The 16,585-nt window shown below is 53.1% G+C and carries 16 protein-coding genes; 10 read left to right on the forward strand and 6 right to left on the reverse strand.

Annotation, left to right across the window (positions count from 1 at the left end):
• Position 1 precedes the first annotated feature (1 nt).
• The 3 genes from ACR0IO_RS11900 (at position 2) to ACR0IO_RS11910 (ending at position 2,995) form a co-directional block, all read left to right on the forward strand.
• Positions 2-937: an ABC transporter permease gene (locus tag ACR0IO_RS11900; RefSeq protein ID WP_480741873.1), complete on the forward strand. Its 936-nt coding sequence runs from the start codon at positions 2-4 to the stop codon at positions 935-937.
• A gap of 38 nt (positions 938-975) precedes the next feature.
• A complete protein-coding gene (gene proX, locus ACR0IO_RS11905; protein WP_480741874.1) occupies positions 976-1,965 on the forward strand; it encodes a glycine betaine/L-proline ABC transporter substrate-binding protein ProX in 990 nt (329 codons plus the stop codon).
• Between the two features lie 73 nt (positions 1,966-2,038).
• Complete coding sequence (locus ACR0IO_RS11910; protein WP_480741875.1) at positions 2,039-2,995, forward strand: GlxA family transcriptional regulator; 957 nt, start codon at positions 2,039-2,041, stop codon at positions 2,993-2,995.
• Between the two features lie 19 nt (positions 2,996-3,014).
• Here ACR0IO_RS11910 and ACR0IO_RS11915 read toward each other — a convergent pair whose 3' ends face one another.
• On the reverse strand, positions 3,015-3,155 hold the full coding sequence (locus ACR0IO_RS11915; RefSeq protein ID WP_480741876.1) for a hypothetical protein: 141 nt from the start codon (positions 3,153-3,155) through the stop codon (positions 3,015-3,017).
• Positions 3,156-3,478: 323 nt separating this feature from the next.
• On the opposite strand from ACR0IO_RS11915, the gene ACR0IO_RS11920 reads away from it, so the two are divergent.
• Positions 3,479-4,690: a GTP-binding protein gene (locus tag ACR0IO_RS11920; protein ID WP_480741877.1), complete on the forward strand. Its 1,212-nt coding sequence runs from the start codon at positions 3,479-3,481 to the stop codon at positions 4,688-4,690.
• Positions 4,687-5,340 carry a DUF1826 domain-containing protein gene (locus tag ACR0IO_RS11925; RefSeq protein ID WP_480741878.1) on the forward strand — a complete coding sequence of 218 codons (654 nt, stop codon included), beginning with the start codon at positions 4,687-4,689 and terminating at the stop codon, positions 5,338-5,340. The genes ACR0IO_RS11920 and ACR0IO_RS11925 overlap by 4 nt, the downstream gene beginning before the upstream one ends.
• A gap of 439 nt (positions 5,341-5,779) precedes the next feature.
• On the opposite strand, the gene ACR0IO_RS11930 is transcribed toward ACR0IO_RS11925, so the two are convergent.
• Complete coding sequence (locus tag ACR0IO_RS11930; RefSeq protein WP_480741879.1) at positions 5,780-6,637, reverse strand: LysR family transcriptional regulator; 858 nt, start codon at positions 6,635-6,637, stop codon at positions 5,780-5,782.
• Positions 6,638-6,737: 100 nt separating this feature from the next.
• Here ACR0IO_RS11930 and ACR0IO_RS11935 point away from each other — a divergent pair, with 100 nt between their 5' ends.
• Together ACR0IO_RS11935 and ACR0IO_RS11940 are read left to right on the forward strand one after the other, a co-directional pair.
• The gene (locus ACR0IO_RS11935; RefSeq protein ID WP_480741880.1) at positions 6,738-7,754 is read left to right on the forward strand and encodes a permease; all 1,017 of its coding nucleotides are present in this window, start codon (positions 6,738-6,740) and stop codon (positions 7,752-7,754) included.
• A gap of 356 nt (positions 7,755-8,110) precedes the next feature.
• Positions 8,111-8,938 (forward strand): hypothetical protein, encoded by an 828-nt coding sequence (locus ACR0IO_RS11940; RefSeq protein ID WP_480741881.1) that lies wholly within the window; start codon positions 8,111-8,113, stop codon positions 8,936-8,938.
• A 217-nt stretch (positions 8,939-9,155) separates the two neighbouring features.
• Here ACR0IO_RS11940 and ACR0IO_RS11945 read toward each other — a convergent pair whose 3' ends face one another.
• Entirely contained in the window at positions 9,156-9,728 is a 573-nt protein-coding gene (locus ACR0IO_RS11945; RefSeq protein WP_480741882.1) for a Rieske (2Fe-2S) protein, read from the reverse strand.
• 427 nt (positions 9,729-10,155) lie between these two features.
• On the opposite strand from ACR0IO_RS11945, the gene ACR0IO_RS11950 reads away from it, so the two are divergent.
• Positions 10,156-10,935 (forward strand): alpha/beta fold hydrolase, encoded by a 780-nt coding sequence (locus tag ACR0IO_RS11950; RefSeq protein ID WP_480741883.1) that lies wholly within the window; start codon positions 10,156-10,158, stop codon positions 10,933-10,935.
• Positions 10,936-11,204: 269 nt separating this feature from the next.
• Entirely contained in the window at positions 11,205-11,606 is a 402-nt protein-coding gene (locus tag ACR0IO_RS11955) for a nuclear transport factor 2 family protein (protein WP_480741884.1), read from the forward strand.
• 46 nt (positions 11,607-11,652) lie between these two features.
• Here ACR0IO_RS11955 and ACR0IO_RS11960 read toward each other — a convergent pair whose 3' ends face one another.
• Both ACR0IO_RS11960 and ACR0IO_RS11965 read right to left on the reverse strand, forming a co-directional pair.
• On the reverse strand, positions 11,653-13,107 hold the full coding sequence (locus ACR0IO_RS11960) for a DUF1963 domain-containing protein (protein WP_480741885.1): 1,455 nt from the start codon (positions 13,105-13,107) through the stop codon (positions 11,653-11,655).
• Positions 13,108-13,409: 302 nt separating this feature from the next.
• Positions 13,410-13,829 (reverse strand): hypothetical protein, encoded by a 420-nt coding sequence (locus tag ACR0IO_RS11965; protein ID WP_480741886.1) that lies wholly within the window; start codon positions 13,827-13,829, stop codon positions 13,410-13,412.
• Positions 13,830-13,933: 104 nt separating this feature from the next.
• On the opposite strand from ACR0IO_RS11965, the gene ACR0IO_RS11970 reads away from it, so the two are divergent.
• Positions 13,934-14,698, forward strand: a complete 765-nt coding sequence (locus tag ACR0IO_RS11970; protein WP_480741887.1) for a helix-turn-helix domain-containing protein — start codon at positions 13,934-13,936, stop codon at positions 14,696-14,698.
• 370 nt (positions 14,699-15,068) lie between these two features.
• Here the strand turns inward: ACR0IO_RS11970 and ACR0IO_RS11975 are convergent, their stop codons facing one another.
• Positions 15,069-16,583, reverse strand: coding sequence for a malonate--CoA ligase (locus ACR0IO_RS11975; RefSeq protein WP_480741888.1), 1,515 nt, complete (start codon positions 16,581-16,583; stop codon positions 15,069-15,071).
• Positions 16,584-16,585: the final 2 nt, after the last annotated feature.

Here is a 16,585-nt window from a genome sequence, read left to right on the forward strand (position 1 = left end):
TATGGCAGATACAGAATTCAATATTCTAGACCCGTTTTCCTCGGTCGATCTAGGGCTGGCGGAATCAGCTGACGGTGTAAAACAATGGGCGATTTCCAATCGAGGCATCATCCAACCAATCAAGAACTTCTTCAATGACCTGATAGTTGGCATAGACAACGGTTTGAATGCGGTTCCGCCGCTGATCATGCTGGTCCTATTGGTGCTGATCGCGTGGCAGGCCGCAGGCCGTCGGGTCGCCATTCTGGTAGCTATCAGCATGACGGTGCTGGGCTTCCTGTCGCCGAATGCCTGGGGGCTGGCGATGACGACGCTGGCGATTGTAATCTCGGCCGTTATCCTGTGTTTCATCATCGGCTTGCCGCTTGGCATTCTGGCGGGCAAGAACGACCGGTTCGAAACCGCGATCCGCCCTGTTCTGGACACGATGCAAACCATCCCTGCCTTCGTCTATCTCGTGCCGGTCGTCATGCTGATAGGCATTGGCAACGTTTCGGGTGTCATTGTCACCATAATCTTCGCTCTGCCGCCCCTGATCCGGCTGACCTCGCTGGGTATTCGCGGCGTGAATGCATCCGTGGTTGAAGCTGCCCGTGCCTTTGGTGCGAACCCCCGTCAAATTCTGTTCAAGGTCGAACTGCCTTTGGCGACACCAACCATTCTGGCCGGAGTCAACCAAACCATAATGTTGTCGCTGTCGATGGTCGTGATTGCATCGATGATTTCCGTCAAAGGGCTGGGTAACGAGGTTTTGCGTGCCATGGGTCGCCTGGACGCGGGCAAGGCGCTGGTTGGCGGCTTGGGCATCGTGATCCTGGCCATCGTCCTCGACAGAATTACGCAAGGCATGGGGCAGTCCGGTCGCGAACGCGGCCATCGCCACTGGTGGCAAACCGGACCAGTAGGTGCCGTGATGCGCGTCTTCAACAAAACCTGAGCTTCACAATTCAACAACACCCTAGGGAGGGAAATTCTATGCTCAAAACCAAAGCGATCGCGGCCTTTGCAGCGACCACAATGCTGACCAGCGTCGCATTTGCGTCTGATAAACCGGGCGAAGGCGTGACCGTTCGCCCTGTGATGGCGCCGTCGGTCGAAGAAATCTTCCAACATCGCATCTTGTTTGCCGCACTCGAGGACCTGGGTTATGAGATCGCTGATCCGCAGGAAGTTGAGTACCAGACGATCCACTTGGCCCTGGGTACCGGTGACGGTGACTTCACGGCCGTGCATTGGAACAAACTGCACGACACGTTTTATCAGGAATCCGGTGGCGATGACGTTCTGGAAAAAGTCGGTACGCTGATTGACGGCGCGCTACAGGGCTATCTTGTCAACAAGTCGGCTTATGATGCGGGCGTTCAGAATCTTGGCGACCTGAAAGACCCGGAAAAGGCCAAGCTTTTCGACGCCGATGGCGACGGCAAAGCTGATCTGGCAGGTTGCGTGCCGGGTTGGGGTTGTGAGCGTGTGATCGAACATCAGTTGGATGAGTTCGGACTGCGCGATACCATTGCCCACAATCAAGGCGCTTATAACGCTATCATCGCAGACACGATCGCTCGCAACGCTGCAGGCGAAAACGTTCTGTACTATACATGGACACCGTACTGGGTGTCAGGTGCGCTGGTTCCGGGTGAAGATGTGGAATGGCTGGCTGTTCCCTATTCCTCTCTTCCGGATGGGGCCACAGCGGAAACAACCTTTGACGGCAAAGATCTGGGTTTTGCAGTAGACAGTATTCGTGTTGTCGCCACAGATGACTTTCTGAACGCCAACCCCGCGGCAGCCAAGCTGTTTGAGGTAGCCAAGATCGACATCAACGACATCTCAGCGCAGAACAAGATGGTGTCTGATGGCGAAGACGGCTCGGATGATATCGACCGTCACGTCGAAGCCTGGATCGAAGCGAACCGCGAAACTTACAACAGCTGGCTTGAAGCGGCGCAGGCTGCTGCTCAATAATCAAGTTTATCAGCCAAACTGGGATCTGCGCGGGCTGAAGCTCGCGCAGTTTCTTTCTGAGGGTGACGTAATCATGATCCAAGCTCAGACGCAGCACTACAACTTCATGCTGGTTGAGGAATTCTCGCATCTGGCGTTTTCCTGTGCGGTCGAACCATTGCGCATTGCCAACCTTGTCAGCGGGCACGAGTTGTACAAATGGACCTTTGCTTCGGAGCAAGGTGAAAAGGCCGTTTGTTCAAACGGATCTGTCACTTTGGTGCATTCAGGGTTCGATCTGCTTCCCAAATGCGATCAGATTTTTGTGCTGTCAGGCATACACATGCGCAATCACGTGTCGCGCACCTTGCTGAGCAGTTTGCGGCGCGAGCGGGCCAAGGGAACAGCGATCGGCGCATTGTGTTCGGGCGCTTGGGTGCTTGCCGAGGCCGGGTTTCTGGATGGCATGCAAGCCGCGATCCATTGGGAATACCATGACGCCTTTATGGAGGCGTTCCAGGAGGTGAACCTGGTCCGCAGCGTCTTTGTGGCTGATGAAAAACACGTCACAGCTTCGGGCGGTACGGCTACTGCAGATCTGATGTTGCATCTGATCGAGCGTGACCACGGCTATGACCTGTCTGTCGCCGTGGCGGATCAGATGGTTTACAACGCGGTCCGGAATGCAACCGCCGAACAACGCGTTTCTCTTCAGTCGCGCAACGGAATGCGGAATACGCATTTGGCAAAGGCGATCCAGATCATGCACGATCGCATCGAAAACCCGGTTTCGCCATCCGTCATCGCCGAGCAACTTGGGATTTCAACCAGGCAACTTGAACGTTTATTCGGGAAGTACCTCAACGCATCGCCGAAAAAGTACTTTATGGAGATGCGGTTAGAGCGCGCGCGCCACCTTCTCATACAGACTGAGGCATCAGTAACGGATGTCGCTTTTGCTTGCGGCTTTGAAAGTGCAGGCCATTTTTCCCGCGTATACAGGGCGGCATTTGGCGTAACACCAATGCTGCAAAGAGGACGACTGGATTGAGATACGGCTGTATCTTCGATCAACCCAGATAGTACAGGTTCCCGCCTTCGCGCTGTTGCTTACCGAACTGTCCTTTGGCACGCAGCAAAGGCAGCAAACAGTTTTCATCCGGCAACGATCGGGATACGCAAGCAATCTCTGGGTTCTGCCGGGTTGGCATCATGCCTCACATGCATAAACTGTTACCTTTTCGGATAACGGGTAAGGGCTCGTTCGACCAATTGAAGCGCCTGGCAGGGGATGGTGGCAGTGAGCCTAACTTCGTCAGCTTTCCACGCTGTATTTTCTTCTGATCTGGTGGGAGTTTAGAGCCCATAGGCTGCTCGAAGACCTTCCAGGATTTGGGCGCAACTCAATTTTCCAGTAAATCGCCCCTTGCTGATTGTTATGCAATAACATAACAAATGTGTGTGCGGATTGTAGGAAGTCAGATCCCGCGTACCCGACGATCCGTCCGAACCATCCAGATGAGGAATACACTTCATGCTAGACACCCGCCTTCCTGTCACCGTCCTCTCCGGCTTCCTCGGTGCTGGTAAAACAACTCTTCTGAACCGCGTGCTGAACAATCGTGACGGGCGACGGGTCGCTGTAATTGTTAACGATATGTCCGAGGTCAACATCGATGCCGACCTTGTGCGCGCCGATACAGAGCTATCCCGCACGGACGAAACGCTGGTGGAGATGTCTAACGGTTGCATCTGTTGTACGCTTCGCGACGATCTTCTGGATGAGGTCAGGAGATTGGCAACCGAGAATCGGTTTGACTATTTGCTAATTGAATCAACCGGAATTTCCGAACCACTACCCGTCGCTGCCACCTTCGATTTTCGGGACGCCGATGGAAATAGCCTCTCGGATGTTTCGCGATTAGACACTATGGTCACCGTTGTTGACGCTGTGAATCTGCTAAGAGATTTTTCCAGCCACGACTTCCTGAGTGACCGTGGTGAGGTGCTTGGCGAGGAAGACGAGCGCACTCTGGTTCATCTGCTTACAGACCAGATCGAGTTTGCGGACGTTGTGATTCTGAACAAAATCACTGATGCCGGGCCTGATCGTGTGGATGCAGCACGCAAGATCATCCGGAGTCTGAATGCTGATGCTCAGATCGTTGAGACCGATCACTCTGATGTACCCGCAGATGCAATTCTGGACACCGGCCTTTTCGATTTCGAGAAAGCGCATGAACACCCAATGTGGGCAAAAGAGCTTTATGGGTTTGCGGACCATGTTCCCGAAACTGAAGAATATGGAGTAACAAGTTTCGTCTACCGCGCGCGGCAGCCGTTCGTACCTGAAAAAATTCTGACTGTTCTGAACGGGGAACTGCCCGGCGTAATCCGCGCCAAGGGTCATTTCTGGATTGCCACCCGTCCGGATTGGGTTGCCGAGTTTTCACTCGCCGGCTCTTTGTCTTCAGTCAAACCGCTTGGAACGTGGTGGGTAACTGTTCCGGAAGACCGGCGCCCGGATCACGAAAGCGCCCGCGCTTACATGGAGGCACACTGGCAAGAGCCATGGGGCGACCGGCGGCAGGAAATCGTATTCATCGGAAGCGGCATAGATTGGCCAACTCTAAAGGCCCGGTTAGACGCAGCCTTGCTGCCCACGCAGGTTGCAGACCGACCCGAGAACTTACCAAACCTGCCCGATCCGTTCCCCCTGTGGCGACGCGCCGAGGTCGCAGCATGAACTATGCTCGTGAGATCATCGAAGATGCCGCAATCGGCGTCGGTGTCGCGGAAACGCCCGAAGGTTTGTCAGCAATCCATCACCCCGGTTGTGCTGCTGTGGTCTGGCGCAGGAACCCCGTGCACAGCTTTCAATCGTGGATCGACAGAATACCGCCTGAAAACCTGCCAAAAGCGCGATTGGTCCTGCGCCCGGGATCGGTTCGGCAGGCGGTTTCTGAAATATGTGAGCTCTCCGGAACTCCGAAAGCCCAAGAATGCGACCGCTTGATTGATGACGTCACCGCGCTGTCGGAGATCTTCGCAGATTTGATGAACGCAGAATGGCTGCGCCTGCGCTTAGATGTCGTGACCACGAATGCCTGTCGTAGGTTTCACATAGATGCGGTCACTGCCCGCCTCGTCTGCACGTATCGCGGCACGGGTACTCAATATGGCATCTCCACCGACGGAGATGATCCAGGTAGCGTCTTCACGGTTCCTACTGCTGCACCAATAATATTGCGAGGAACACGCTGGCCTCAACAACCGAGGTCAGGCCTTTTGCATCGCTCGCCACCTATTGAAGGGTCCGGAGAAACGCGACTTGTGCTTGTCCTTGATCCGGTCGCCGATCCTGAGAACGAAATCGACCAAGTCTTGATACACTGACTCAGTAAAAAGACGGTCGTATCGAAACCGATTTGGTGCTGGTTGGAATTGGGAACGGAACTCGGCCCAACGCAAGGTGATCGCTTTGTCGCGATCACCTTGCATTTCTACTCGGTGCTGGACGTCCAGAATGCGCGGTTGGCGAAGTGCCGCATATGCAAAGGACCGAAGTTTGGTCACTGGGGTTTTGGGTTCCGAACTAACCCTCTGACCGCTGGTCAAAAACCTCGCGGTGCAAGGCTGGTGCTTCCACGACGCGGATTCATATCCAAGCAGGTGTTCCACATAACCAAAACACATAAATACTTCCTAACCTGCTTGGGCCGCATTTTTGTATTGTGGTCAAGAAACTCCTAAATTGGAAACTCCAAGTCCGCTCGCACCAAAGCCATTTCGGCTGACAATTCTGCACGGTTCAATTTGCTGCATTATGCCCGGATCAACTCGCGACCCCGAACGCTCTTCGAATTGCATCCGCCATCGCTCCGCAAATTTCGGAATCGATGTTCTGACCATATTCAATCACCAGCTTAGATGCAGGCAGCTTGGGAAATCCGTTCTCGGTGGCCAGTTGCACCATGTCGGCCGTCAGCATGTCCGCATTCAAAACACCAATAGCCACGCCCGCCCGAACGGCTGCGGCTACGCCGGTGGCGCTTTCACTGGAATAGACAACCCGGTAGTTGCGGCCGCTTTCAATCAGCGCATTCACCGCCACGTCGCGCCACCAGCAGTCGCGGTCAAACAAGGCAACAGGCAATGGGTCTGCTTCGTGAACGGCATGTGCCCGTGACGTTGCCCAGACAATGTGCTCATCTTTCAGTGACTCCATGTTGGGACCCAGCTCTGCAACCTCATGAACCGCGATATCCATTTGCCCCGACGCCAGAGCAGCCGAATACCCTGTACTTAATGAGCGCTGCACGTTGAGTTCGACTTTGGGATTTTCTCGGGCGAAATCTGCGATGATTTCAGACAACAATTCAGAACTATGATCGTTGGGGATACCAATTCGAAGTACCCCGGTCAGTTCCTTTCCGGTCAGTTCCGCATAGATGTCGTTAAGGTCGCTAACAACCTTTCTGGCAACGGGTTCAAGCTTTTCACCGGCAGCTGTCAGACGCACACCTCGACCGTGACGCACAAATACGTCTTGGCCCAGAAGCTCCTCTAGCTTTCGGATTTGCATACTGGCGGCAGACTGAGTGCGGTGAATTCTCTCCGCACCCGCCAGAATGCTGCCGGTATCCGTGACAGCAAGAAAGGTCCTGAGCAGATCGCTATCTAGATGCGGCATCGTGAGGTTTCATCATTTCTTATATCTGAGTTTAAAACTATTCGTTTTCCCGATTTCTTTCAAGTTGCTACCTATGATGCAGCCCTTGAAAGGAAGTGCCATGGCGAACGACAGCGCCCTTAACTCCAGAATCTCTACAGCGAAAATCCTGATTGTTGCGGCGTTAGTCTCCGTGGGTGCAATCTCTATCGCCTTTCCCACCAAAGCCCTCGAGACATTTGAGTTTGTAGCAATCAGCCTGCTTCAGGTTTCGCTTCTTGTTATACCCGGCATTCTGATAGCGGCCTGGGTCAGCGCCAGCGGTGCCAGCAGTCGTATCGCCGAGGTGTTCAACGGAAACCTTTTCAAAACAATTGTTGCAGCCTCCTTGATCGGAGCGGTCACTCCGGTCTGCGGTGTCACCGTTCTGCCCTTGATGGCCGGATTGCTGGCTGCAGGTGTGCCGCTTGCACCGGTCATGGCATTCTGGCTGTCGTCGCCAGTCACCGATCCGGCCATGCTGGCTACAACCGCCGCAACCTTGGGGATGAGCTTTGCCATCGGCAAGACCCTCGCTGCGATGGCGATGGGTTTGTTTGGTGGAGGCGTAACCGCTCTGCTCATCAACCGGTCTTGGGCCCAGTCAGCACTACGCGACAATGCCTTGGTCGGAAGCCTCGGGCGGGTTTGCCAGGCAGATGAAATAGAATGGGCTGTTTGGCGGTCACCTGAACATCGCACTCACTTTCGAACCGAGTTCATCGCCATTTCACGTCTTGTCCTGATTTGCCTGATCCCCGCCTTTGCTGCAGAATTTGTTCTGCAAAGCCTGCTGGAGCCCCAAGCTCTTTCTTCTTACGTGGGTGGCGATGTGTGGTGGGCCATTCCGCTGGCGGTGTTTGTTGGCGCGCCTGCCTATCTGGATGGATACGCTGCTTTGCCGCTGACCCGCTCCCTCATGGACCATGGCATGTCATCCGGTGCAGCCATGGCGTTTCTGGTATCCGGTGGCGTCGTGAGTATCTGGGGTGCGATGGCAATCTTTCCAGTGCTGAAGTTAAAGCCGTTTTTGCTCTACCTCTCCCTTGCGGTAACCGGTTCAATGGCGGCAGGTTGGATCTTTGGGTTAGTCGTTTAACACTGCGATGACTGGCGCCCCACAGGAGCACTAAGTGTTCTGAATCAAACCTGAGTGCCAACGCCGCGAAAGGTAGCTTTGTTGTGCCACTCGTGATTGGCCAACTAATCCTGAATGTCCGGTTCGCGACGCGCTGTACAAACGAAATGCCGATGTTTGGCCGACGGCGGTGATGGTCTCAAAGAACTTGGACAAGCTCACCCTAGAGAATGGCGGCAGAAGCCCACTTCGACCGGTGAGGCGAAATGGACGAATGCTTGCTTTGCCAGCTTGCGCCTTATCTTCGTCTCAAAGTCAAAATAACGTGCCGGGCGAGCGTAATAGTCCCACGAGCTTGGGTTTTCGGAGACCGTCCAATGCGTGTTACGACCAATGGGGTTATCGTAATTGGGGTGGTAACCATGATGGCAATCATGGTCGCTGCAATCGCGTATCAACAATTCTCTTGGTGGGTTTTCCCCTTCGGATTGTTGTTTCTTACAATCTTCGCCGGAATCCTGTGGGTATGTTTCTTGGATCACCGCGAAGACAGATTTCGCCGCGCATCCGAAGGTAAATTTCCAGATGAGCCCTGGATGAGAAGCAAGAGGTGGCGGACAGACAAAATGACGTCTCGAAGCAAACCGGAATTCTGGGGAAGTCTGGCGTTCACTCTTATTTTGGGAGTGTTTGCCCTCTCCGGCATTGTTTCCTTGCAAGCAGGACTACCCGAAGGAAACTATTGGGTACTGCTCAACTTCATTCCGATCGCAGGTGCGCTCTACTTCGCGCGCAGCACCTATATTGCCTGGAGAACTTGGAGTCTGGAGCGGCACGTCAACCTGATTTCCGAGACCCGACCTGCATGGATAGGTTCAAAGTTCTCGGCAGTGATTAAAGTGGTTGGTGTTCGGCGGACTGACCAAGTCGAAGCGTGGTTGGAGCACCTGAAAGTCGTACGCCGAGAAGAAAGTGACGGAGTCGCATTTGAGAAAGTCGTGGATCAAAAACTAACAGGTCAGGCGGAAGAGATGAGTGGCGTCCAGATAAGAATCTCGGTCGACATCCCCGAAAATGCCCCTGCCACTTCTTGGAACAATGATGAGCAAGAAAGCTGGTGGGATTTTGTTATCGTAGTTGGTCTGCCCGAAAAGAAGATCACTTTGAGGTACGAAGTACCTGTCGCCGACCCAGCGCTACACTAACTTTCCAGAACCTGACGTAACGCGGCCGTTGCAAATGAAAGCGGTCGTTTGGCGGCCGTAAAGAACGGTGGGTTTGTATGCTCACTTGCCATGTGCACCTGGTCCTGAATGACTGGAATCTGCGGCTCGCGACCTACTGCACACGCGAATGACTGATGTCTGATCGACGGCGGCAATGGCTTCAGAGCTGCCCTAGCACTATAGCCGGTTTGCGGCGCTACCATTCAAGCCGTGGCGCATTGCTTACATCGACAGTTATTGCGTTACTATCGTCAGAAATGCTCCATGGCAAAGTCTGAAGGTCCACTTCAGTTGGTCCTTTTCCGACCCTCCCCCAAAGATCAAAATGAACATTTTGGCATGGGTCGTAGAAACCACCCAAGTCTCCTGCATCTGGCCGTACGATGCACCCGTATCCGCCAGTGTTGATTGGACTGACGACAAACCACTCAAACCTCAAAACGCGGTTGGGTTCGATTTCTATCTCTTCGTTAGCCCGAACTTCGTCGAGAAGGCTCGCATTGCTGTTGAACTCAAAACCAAGGAGCTCAAGCGCCTGAACTTTCTGCTCGAAATTTCGTCGCCAGATAATCACTGGAACTTCGTCAAGCCTGAACATTGCAGATTGGCCGGGTTCAAAGCTCTCCACATCCAAAGTGTAGACAGTAGGCCGTGGAACACTTGCGACGTTTGCAGAAGGCAACATTGCCTGAAACAGGTAGTAAACTCCGGCCATGACAGTTAGAAACAACCATCCGCCTGTTGCGTAATACAAGAAGTCTTTTTTCAATTTAGTTGGTTACTGTATTGTGTGATCCGGGTGTGTTCCTGTTAGTCGTGTCGAAGGCTTAGCCCTGAGTCAAGAAAGCGGTGTTACTAAGACCGTATAGCAGAACAACTTTGCGGAGTGGGTTCGGACTTGTTTAGAACACTACGGCTCAGAGCTACCATCGGAAGACTTGTATCCAGCATAAAGCCGGCCGGTGGTGCCCAGCGTGTGGTGAGTGACGTTCGCAATTTGCGTAACGAGCAATAAACTAAAGTGTTGTCCACGGAGTCTTTGGTTTCTTCTTAGCCGCCTATGCCTGCTGCAAAGACCGACGGCTATGAGCCCGAATGACCGATGCTGCGTTAAGAATGAATGTCAACTTTGTGCTCAGCACGTCACGCTTGGTTTCGATTTGACAATACCGCGCCTGGGTGGTGACGTTTGCTGGATGACCGGTATTCGACAGGACGTTCGTCAGTATGGAGGCAAAACCTCTCGGGTCGTCGTACTTCACGGCGGACCAGGGGGCGCGGGTGAGATCGAACCCCTTGCACGTGAGCTGGGCAAAAGAGGCCATGCTGTCTTAGAACCTTTTCAGACCCGTCACTCGGTTGGCGGACAGGTGGACCAACTCAAAGCCCAGATCGAAGCACATTGTTCGCCACCTGTGACACTTATCGGATGGTCCTGGGGCGCATGGCTCGGATGCTTGTTTTCTGCACGCTATAGAACTTTGGTGCACAATCTCATCCTTCTGGGCAGCGGGCCGTTTGAAGCGCGTTTTGCCTCTGCTATTCGAACGACGAAAAACTCCCGTTTGACGAATAAGCAGCGGTCGGAACTGAACATGCTTGGCACTTCGGAAGGTAACATCGAGGACGTTGCAAGGTTTATCGAACTCAGCGATCTGCAAGATACCTATGCGCGTGATTCATCATCCCCTCCAATTGTTGTTTTCGATGGCGAAATTCACGCAGCGATCTGGCGCGAAGCGGATGAGATGCGCACTAACGGCTCACTGCTAGAGGCCATCGCGACCATTCAGTGCCCCGTCCTCGCAATCCATGGCGATTATGATCCAAGACCATCGGAAGGCGTTCAGATTCCATTGTTGACGGCGCTTCCATGGGCAAAGTTCGTCGAACTTGAACGTTGTGGACATAAGCCATGGCAGGAAATTCATGCTAAAGAAGAATTCTACCGATTGATCGATAACGCGATCATCTGAACCACTTCGCAGCAGAAACTCGTGCTGAGGCAGCGATAGTTCACTTCATCCGCATCACAGCTGTTTGTGAGTCACACTGTTTACTCCGGTATACGCCTATTGCGGCCTGCCGCTCCGGGAGAATTCGCTGAGTACGACTACCGATCGATTTGGGTTTGGCGGGACTACCCTAGCATGCAACAGAGAACAGTGGCCTTGGCCTGTGTTGACTTATTCTGAGCTGCGGCTGACGATTCAACCAAACAAAATAGCAAGTGCGAGAAAAGCTAATGGCAAAAAGTCTCGATGATCCTTCCACTGTCGCCGCACACTTTGTTAAAGCTTTCGATGTTGCGGATCGTGATCGCATCGTCGCATGTTTGGCCAAAGATCTCGTAGCCGAAATAACCCAACCCGATGGCAGCACCAAACAAGTCCATGGGCGAGACGGATACATGAGATCCATAGACGCAATGGATATCGCAACAGTTCGCCCAAGTATCAAGGCGACGCAAATCGCGCCTGTTTCTTCCGATCAGGTGATGGCGATGGTTGAAATTCGAGCGAAACGCAAAGGCCGGACACTTCACAATTTTGCGGCCTTTCTTATGTCGGTCAGCAAAGGCCAGATCACACGCATTTGGATGGTTGAAGCCCTACCCGCCGAAAGTGATTCATTCTGGAAATCCTAACCAACAAGAACGAAAGCATTGGCGCGAGTTTTGAAACCTAAATAAGCTAGTTTGTTACTTGGACACTCAAGTTCGAGAAATCCCCTCTTTTCAGGTCACGCTTCTTGATTGTGATCACCAGATTATCAACGTCTCCGAACATCCAACCAATCAAATCGCTCGAAGGCAATTCGAGCAGGGTTACTTCCTGCCGGCTGTTGAACTGGTGAACATAACCCCATGGCGTATGGCCCATGCCCCCCATTTCATGACGGGCTTGGGCAGCCCAAACCTCTTCGCAGTCTGAAATGAGTGCGTCGGGCAATTGCTCGTCCTGCTGCAAATAAGGGGCTTTCGCAGCGTCTAACAATTCACTTTCAAACGAATAAATCCAGTTGGGTGACGCTTTTGGGTCATGTGTCGTGAGAGGCAACTCAAATACCTTCACACCTTCTTTCATGCGTTCAACGTGAGAAATTGTCCACGGCGGTGTCTTTACATACATCCAATTCAGTTGACTCAGCTCAATCGTAAACTGCGAAATTTTTTCCTGTGAAAAATCGCCGCTTAACGCCATCTTGTCCACTTCAGACTTTATCGCCTTTAGCTTTTTGACAACTTTGGGTCCATTCTCAGACCGAAACTTAAATGATTCAATTAAAGCGAAATGATTTTCGTAGTCGAAAGTCATCTTTGCAATTTCATCAATTGGATCGCCGTTCTTTTTTGCCTGCTCAACACGCCTTTTCATTGCTCCGATACTTTCGGGCTTCAAATGATCTGGCAGGTCGCCAGTGGCGATCATCGATTCTACAAAAGAGAGCGCCTTATCGATCATCGTCTGAGTCGATGGCCAATCGAATGGCAACCGGTACTTTTCAACGATATCATGGCGTTCTTTGTAGCGTTCGTTGGTGATTTTACACCGACCGTATAAATGCGGATCATCCTGCCCCAGTCGAACAGGCACGATATCCACCGGCCAACGTGTAAAACGCCAAGTGCGATTTGGGGTCCGTCGAGAGTGGTCAATGCCGAGAATGTAACACTCTTGATCGACTTCAGGTGAGGGAACAAAAGGACCGGCTTGATCGAAGTGAAGTGCCGTTAACTTAAAGCTCACGGGATCAAGAAAGATCGCAAGCCAACCTTCGCGTGGACCAAGCCCTTGCCAAAGATCTTCTGGCAACTTGCCACAATTGATTTGTGCCAAAAGCTGCGTTGGGGAATCCAGTATGGGCCAGCTCGTCCCAATGGGCAAACACGCCCCCCCGCCGATCCAACCTGCCGCTGCATCAACGTCCCGCACTGGTACTTGAGGTACCAGACGAACAGATAGTGGCTCGTTGCCACGGGCCGCGCGCAAATCCGCTTCATACTGAATTTGTGACAACATATCCGAGGCTGCGTTGGCGACGAAATTTTCGCCTTCATCAGATAGCCTTTGAGTATTGCGCTTACGGCCAAGTGCTTTTCGGAAGAATTGCCTTAATTGCGATGTTAGAAATTTTTGCTCAGACACTATACTTATTCGCCTCCGCCCAATCCGCTCATAAGTGGTTGATCGTTTCGCCAACCTGCTCGAGCAACCTAACGCCAGGGTCGGGCTTCGTCGAGCAACATGAGCTATTGATTAGTGATCTAGACGAGACTCAAGTTGATCAGGTTTCAAGTTCAACAGAAGTAATGGGCTCTGTTCTTCCATTGGGATTGATGCGGCATCCTTTTCCATTTGCACTTTGACCCACAAAACGCGGTCCAAACATGCGTCGATACAGCCCTTCTGCCAGTGATACGATCGGCACGAACAAAGGCGTTTGGCTATTAACTGCTACCGTCATTTTGAGGTCGGCTAGTCAGCAGGATTAAAAGCAGGAATGAGAGATTCAGCGCAACATTAACCGGCGCTCCCACCAACACAGAGCCAGCGCTGTCAGTACAAAACCAAACCCACGCGGTGATCTTTGCCACCTTTGCCGCCACAGTAGACGACAGGGACGCAACATAGGTTCCCAAGGCCCATTGCATCGCTCCCAACCCGGCGGTCAGGCCACCGACAATTGCAAGCAACAATGGCGATGGGACAACTATGTCAGATGGAACGGAATGGATCGGCCAATACGCCACTGTCAGAAAGATATGAGCAATTACGTGCAAAGCTGGTAGTGCGGTCAGTGCAAACAGAACTCCGGTGACAATCAGAACTGTGCCGGACAGGCGCATGGCGGTTTGTTGCGGGGTCATGACATCCTCCTTCAGATAATGTCTTTCATGCGGCTGACGCTGGGTAGAAATCAATTACGTCAGAGGTAAGTGATTTCTGTTCACACGGTTGCTAAACTCGACCGATGACTCCGTATCCCAGTTTGCTGAAAGAATGGCGGAAACGTCGGCGAATGAGCCAACTCGATCTGGCGACCGAAGCCGATGTGAGTGCGCGCCATATTTCGTTTCTCGAAACCGGCCGGTCCCGACCCAGCCCGGATATGATCCTACATCTGTCGGACGTCATGGATATTCCTGTCGATGCCAGAAACCAGATGATGCGAGCGGAAGGATTTGCAGCTCGGTTTGCCGCGACCCCCCTTGATGACGACGCCATGGCCCCAATCCGCGATGCGGTTGAATGGACGCTAAAACGGCATGAACCGTATCCAGGGATGGTGCTGGATCGGGTCTGGAGGATCGTCAGGTTGAACAGATCCGCCGAAGTGCTTTTTGCACCACTTGGGATCGAAATCGGGCAAAACCTGCTGTCGCTTGTGACGGATCCGGTTATGGCGGAGCTTGTAGAGAACTGGCCCGAGGTTGCGCATCATACGATGCTGCGACTGCGCTCGGAAAGCGCGAATGCCGGCGGGTTGCCTGAGTTGGATGCGGCCGCAAGGGCGCTTGCACCATACGCGAAAACTCACAGGGACAGGGCCATTGGGCCAACGGTTCCTGCGGTCTATCGCTTTGGAAATCAGCGGGTTTCTATGTTTGGCACCATCGCACAATTCAGCACGGTCACAGACGTGACGCTTGACGACCTGAAGATCGAGCTGTTCTTCCCCTCTGACGAAGCAAGCGCTGCTTTTCTTCGGTCGATTTCCGCTTCGGGAGATGGTTGACGGGAGTTAATCGAGCGCCCGGTTGCAGCAGCACTCATATCTCTCGGGCTGATGATAGTTGTTTACCTAAATACGAACATCGGCTGTGTGTCAGCATGTTATTCTTGTATTGAGGTAGATGTTCGACGACGTGTCAGAATGTGATGTGACCATCGCCGGTTTTAAGCGCCCGCGCAACTTGCACTGAACATGCAGTGACACGGACTCCATCCAGAGAAACCGCAACAAGGATGTTCAGATGCATTTCGTTGCAAGCCCCTGCCGAGAGAGCAATCAACGGCTCGAAGACATAGATTTCGGACCTTTAGGTCGTTGATGTTTGGCCCACAGCAATATCGAGAAGAGAGCTGTCGGGCTGGGGAGTGTTTTCTTACGCTTCCACGAACATGTCTTTGTATTGATCACGCAGGATGTTCTTTTGAACCTTGCCCATGGTGTTACGTGGCAGTTCATCCATCAGGATCAACTGGCGGGGGTGCTTGAATCGCGCGAGGCTGTTGCATACTGCAGCCTGCATTTCTTCAAGGTTGGGGACCTCACCCGGTTCAGCGACAACCACACCAAGAACCGTTTCACCGAAGTCCGGGTGGGGCACACCGACTACCGCACTTTCCAGCACTCCTGGCTGGTCATCCAGCACAAGCTCAATTTCCTTGGGATAGATGTTGTAGCCGCCTGAGATGATCAGGTCCTTGTTGCGGCCAACGATATGAACATAGCCATCCTCGTCGATCCGGCCCAGATCACCTGTGATAAAGAACCCGTTTTCACGCAGTTCAGCGGCGGTTTTTTCGGGCATTTGCCAATAGCCCTTGAATACGTTTGGTCCACGCACCTCGATCTCGCCGATCTCACCCTGTGGAAGGCCATTGCCATCAGAGTCGCAGATTTTCAGTTCGACCCCCGGCAGCGGGAAACCCACCGTACCTGCACGGCGCTCACCTTCGTAAGGGTTCGAGGTATTCATGTTGGTCTCGGTCATACCATAGCGTTCGAGGATGCGATGGCTGGTAAGATCCTCAAACTGCGCGTGTGTTTCCGCCAGCAGCGGCGCGGAACCGGAAACAAACAGACGCATATCCGCAGCCAGTTCCCTGGTGAACCGGTCATCATCCAACAAGCGGGTGTAGAAGGTCGGCACACCCATCATTGTAGTGGCTTGCGGCATCCGCCCGATGATCTCATCAAGATCAAATTTGGGCATGAATACGATGCTGCTGCCAGCCGCCAGTGTGACATTAGTAGCCACAAACAGCCCGTGAGTATGAAAGATCGGCAGCGCGTGCAGCAACACGTCATCGGAAGTGAAACGCCATTCTGTGACCAACGTTTGTGCATTCGACAACAGGTTGTTCTGGGTCAGCATCGCACCTTTCGACCGGCCCGTCGTGCCCGAAGTATAAAGAAACGCCGCCAAGTCTTCACCGTCTCGATCAACGGTTTCAAAGCTGGCTGGCATTGCTGCAGCCTGGTCCATCAGTGAACCCGAGCCATCGGCGTTCAGCGTTTCAACCTTTGCTCCCAATTGCACGCCGACCGGGGCAAGCTTCGTTTCGTTCCTGCTGTCGCATACGATCAGAGAAGCACCGCTGTTTTCGATGAAATAGGTCAGCTCATCCACCGTGTAGGCAGTGTTGAGCGGCAGGAACACCAGACCGCCTTGCGCACAGGCCGCATAAAGCGCCAGCGCTTCGGGCGATTTCTCGATCTGCGCCGCGACCCGGTCGCCTGGCTTCAGACCTAATTGGGTTGCCACGTGCGCTATCTGAGCAGCTATACTCAGAAAGTCCTGATGCGTGATAGTTGACCCGTCAAGCAGATGCAAAAAAGGTGTGTCTCTACCAGCATGAATGCCAAACAAACCGTCATAGAGAGGATTGGCCATAA

This window comes from Ruegeria sp. CE12 (assembly GCF_056537525.1).

What these genes read in the sequence shown, in the direction of transcription:
- ACR0IO_RS11970 (WP_480741887.1), top strand. Translation starts at nt 13,934, where the DNA reads ATGACTCCGTATCCCAGTTTGCTGAAAGAATGGCGGAAACGTCGGCGA.
- ACR0IO_RS11940 (WP_480741881.1), top strand. Translation starts at nt 8,111, where the DNA reads ATGCGTGTTACGACCAATGGGGTTATCGTAATTGGGGTGGTAACCATG.
- ACR0IO_RS11920 (WP_480741877.1), top strand. Translation starts at nt 3,479, where the DNA reads ATGCTAGACACCCGCCTTCCTGTCACCGTCCTCTCCGGCTTCCTCGGT.
- ACR0IO_RS11910 (WP_480741875.1), top strand. Translation starts at nt 2,039, where the DNA reads ATGATCCAAGCTCAGACGCAGCACTACAACTTCATGCTGGTTGAGGAA.
- ACR0IO_RS11975 (WP_480741888.1), bottom strand. Translation starts at nt 16,583, where the DNA reads ATGGCCAATCCTCTCTATGACGGTTTGTTTGGCATTCATGCTGGTAGA.
- ACR0IO_RS11955 (WP_480741884.1), top strand. Translation starts at nt 11,205, where the DNA reads ATGGCAAAAAGTCTCGATGATCCTTCCACTGTCGCCGCACACTTTGTT.
- ACR0IO_RS11925 (WP_480741878.1), top strand. Translation starts at nt 4,687, where the DNA reads ATGAACTATGCTCGTGAGATCATCGAAGATGCCGCAATCGGCGTCGGT.
- ACR0IO_RS11900 (WP_480741873.1), top strand. Translation starts at nt 2, where the DNA reads ATGGCAGATACAGAATTCAATATTCTAGACCCGTTTTCCTCGGTCGAT.
- ACR0IO_RS11950 (WP_480741883.1), top strand. Translation starts at nt 10,156, where the DNA reads ATGACCGGTATTCGACAGGACGTTCGTCAGTATGGAGGCAAAACCTCT.
- ACR0IO_RS11930 (WP_480741879.1), bottom strand. Translation starts at nt 6,637, where the DNA reads ATGCCGCATCTAGATAGCGATCTGCTCAGGACCTTTCTTGCTGTCACG.
- ACR0IO_RS11965 (WP_480741886.1), bottom strand. Translation starts at nt 13,829, where the DNA reads ATGACCCCGCAACAAACCGCCATGCGCCTGTCCGGCACAGTTCTGATT.
- ACR0IO_RS11915 (WP_480741876.1), bottom strand. Translation starts at nt 3,155, where the DNA reads ATGCCAACCCGGCAGAACCCAGAGATTGCTTGCGTATCCCGATCGTTG.
- ACR0IO_RS11935 (WP_480741880.1), top strand. Translation starts at nt 6,738, where the DNA reads ATGGCGAACGACAGCGCCCTTAACTCCAGAATCTCTACAGCGAAAATC.
- proX (WP_480741874.1), top strand. Translation starts at nt 976, where the DNA reads ATGCTCAAAACCAAAGCGATCGCGGCCTTTGCAGCGACCACAATGCTG.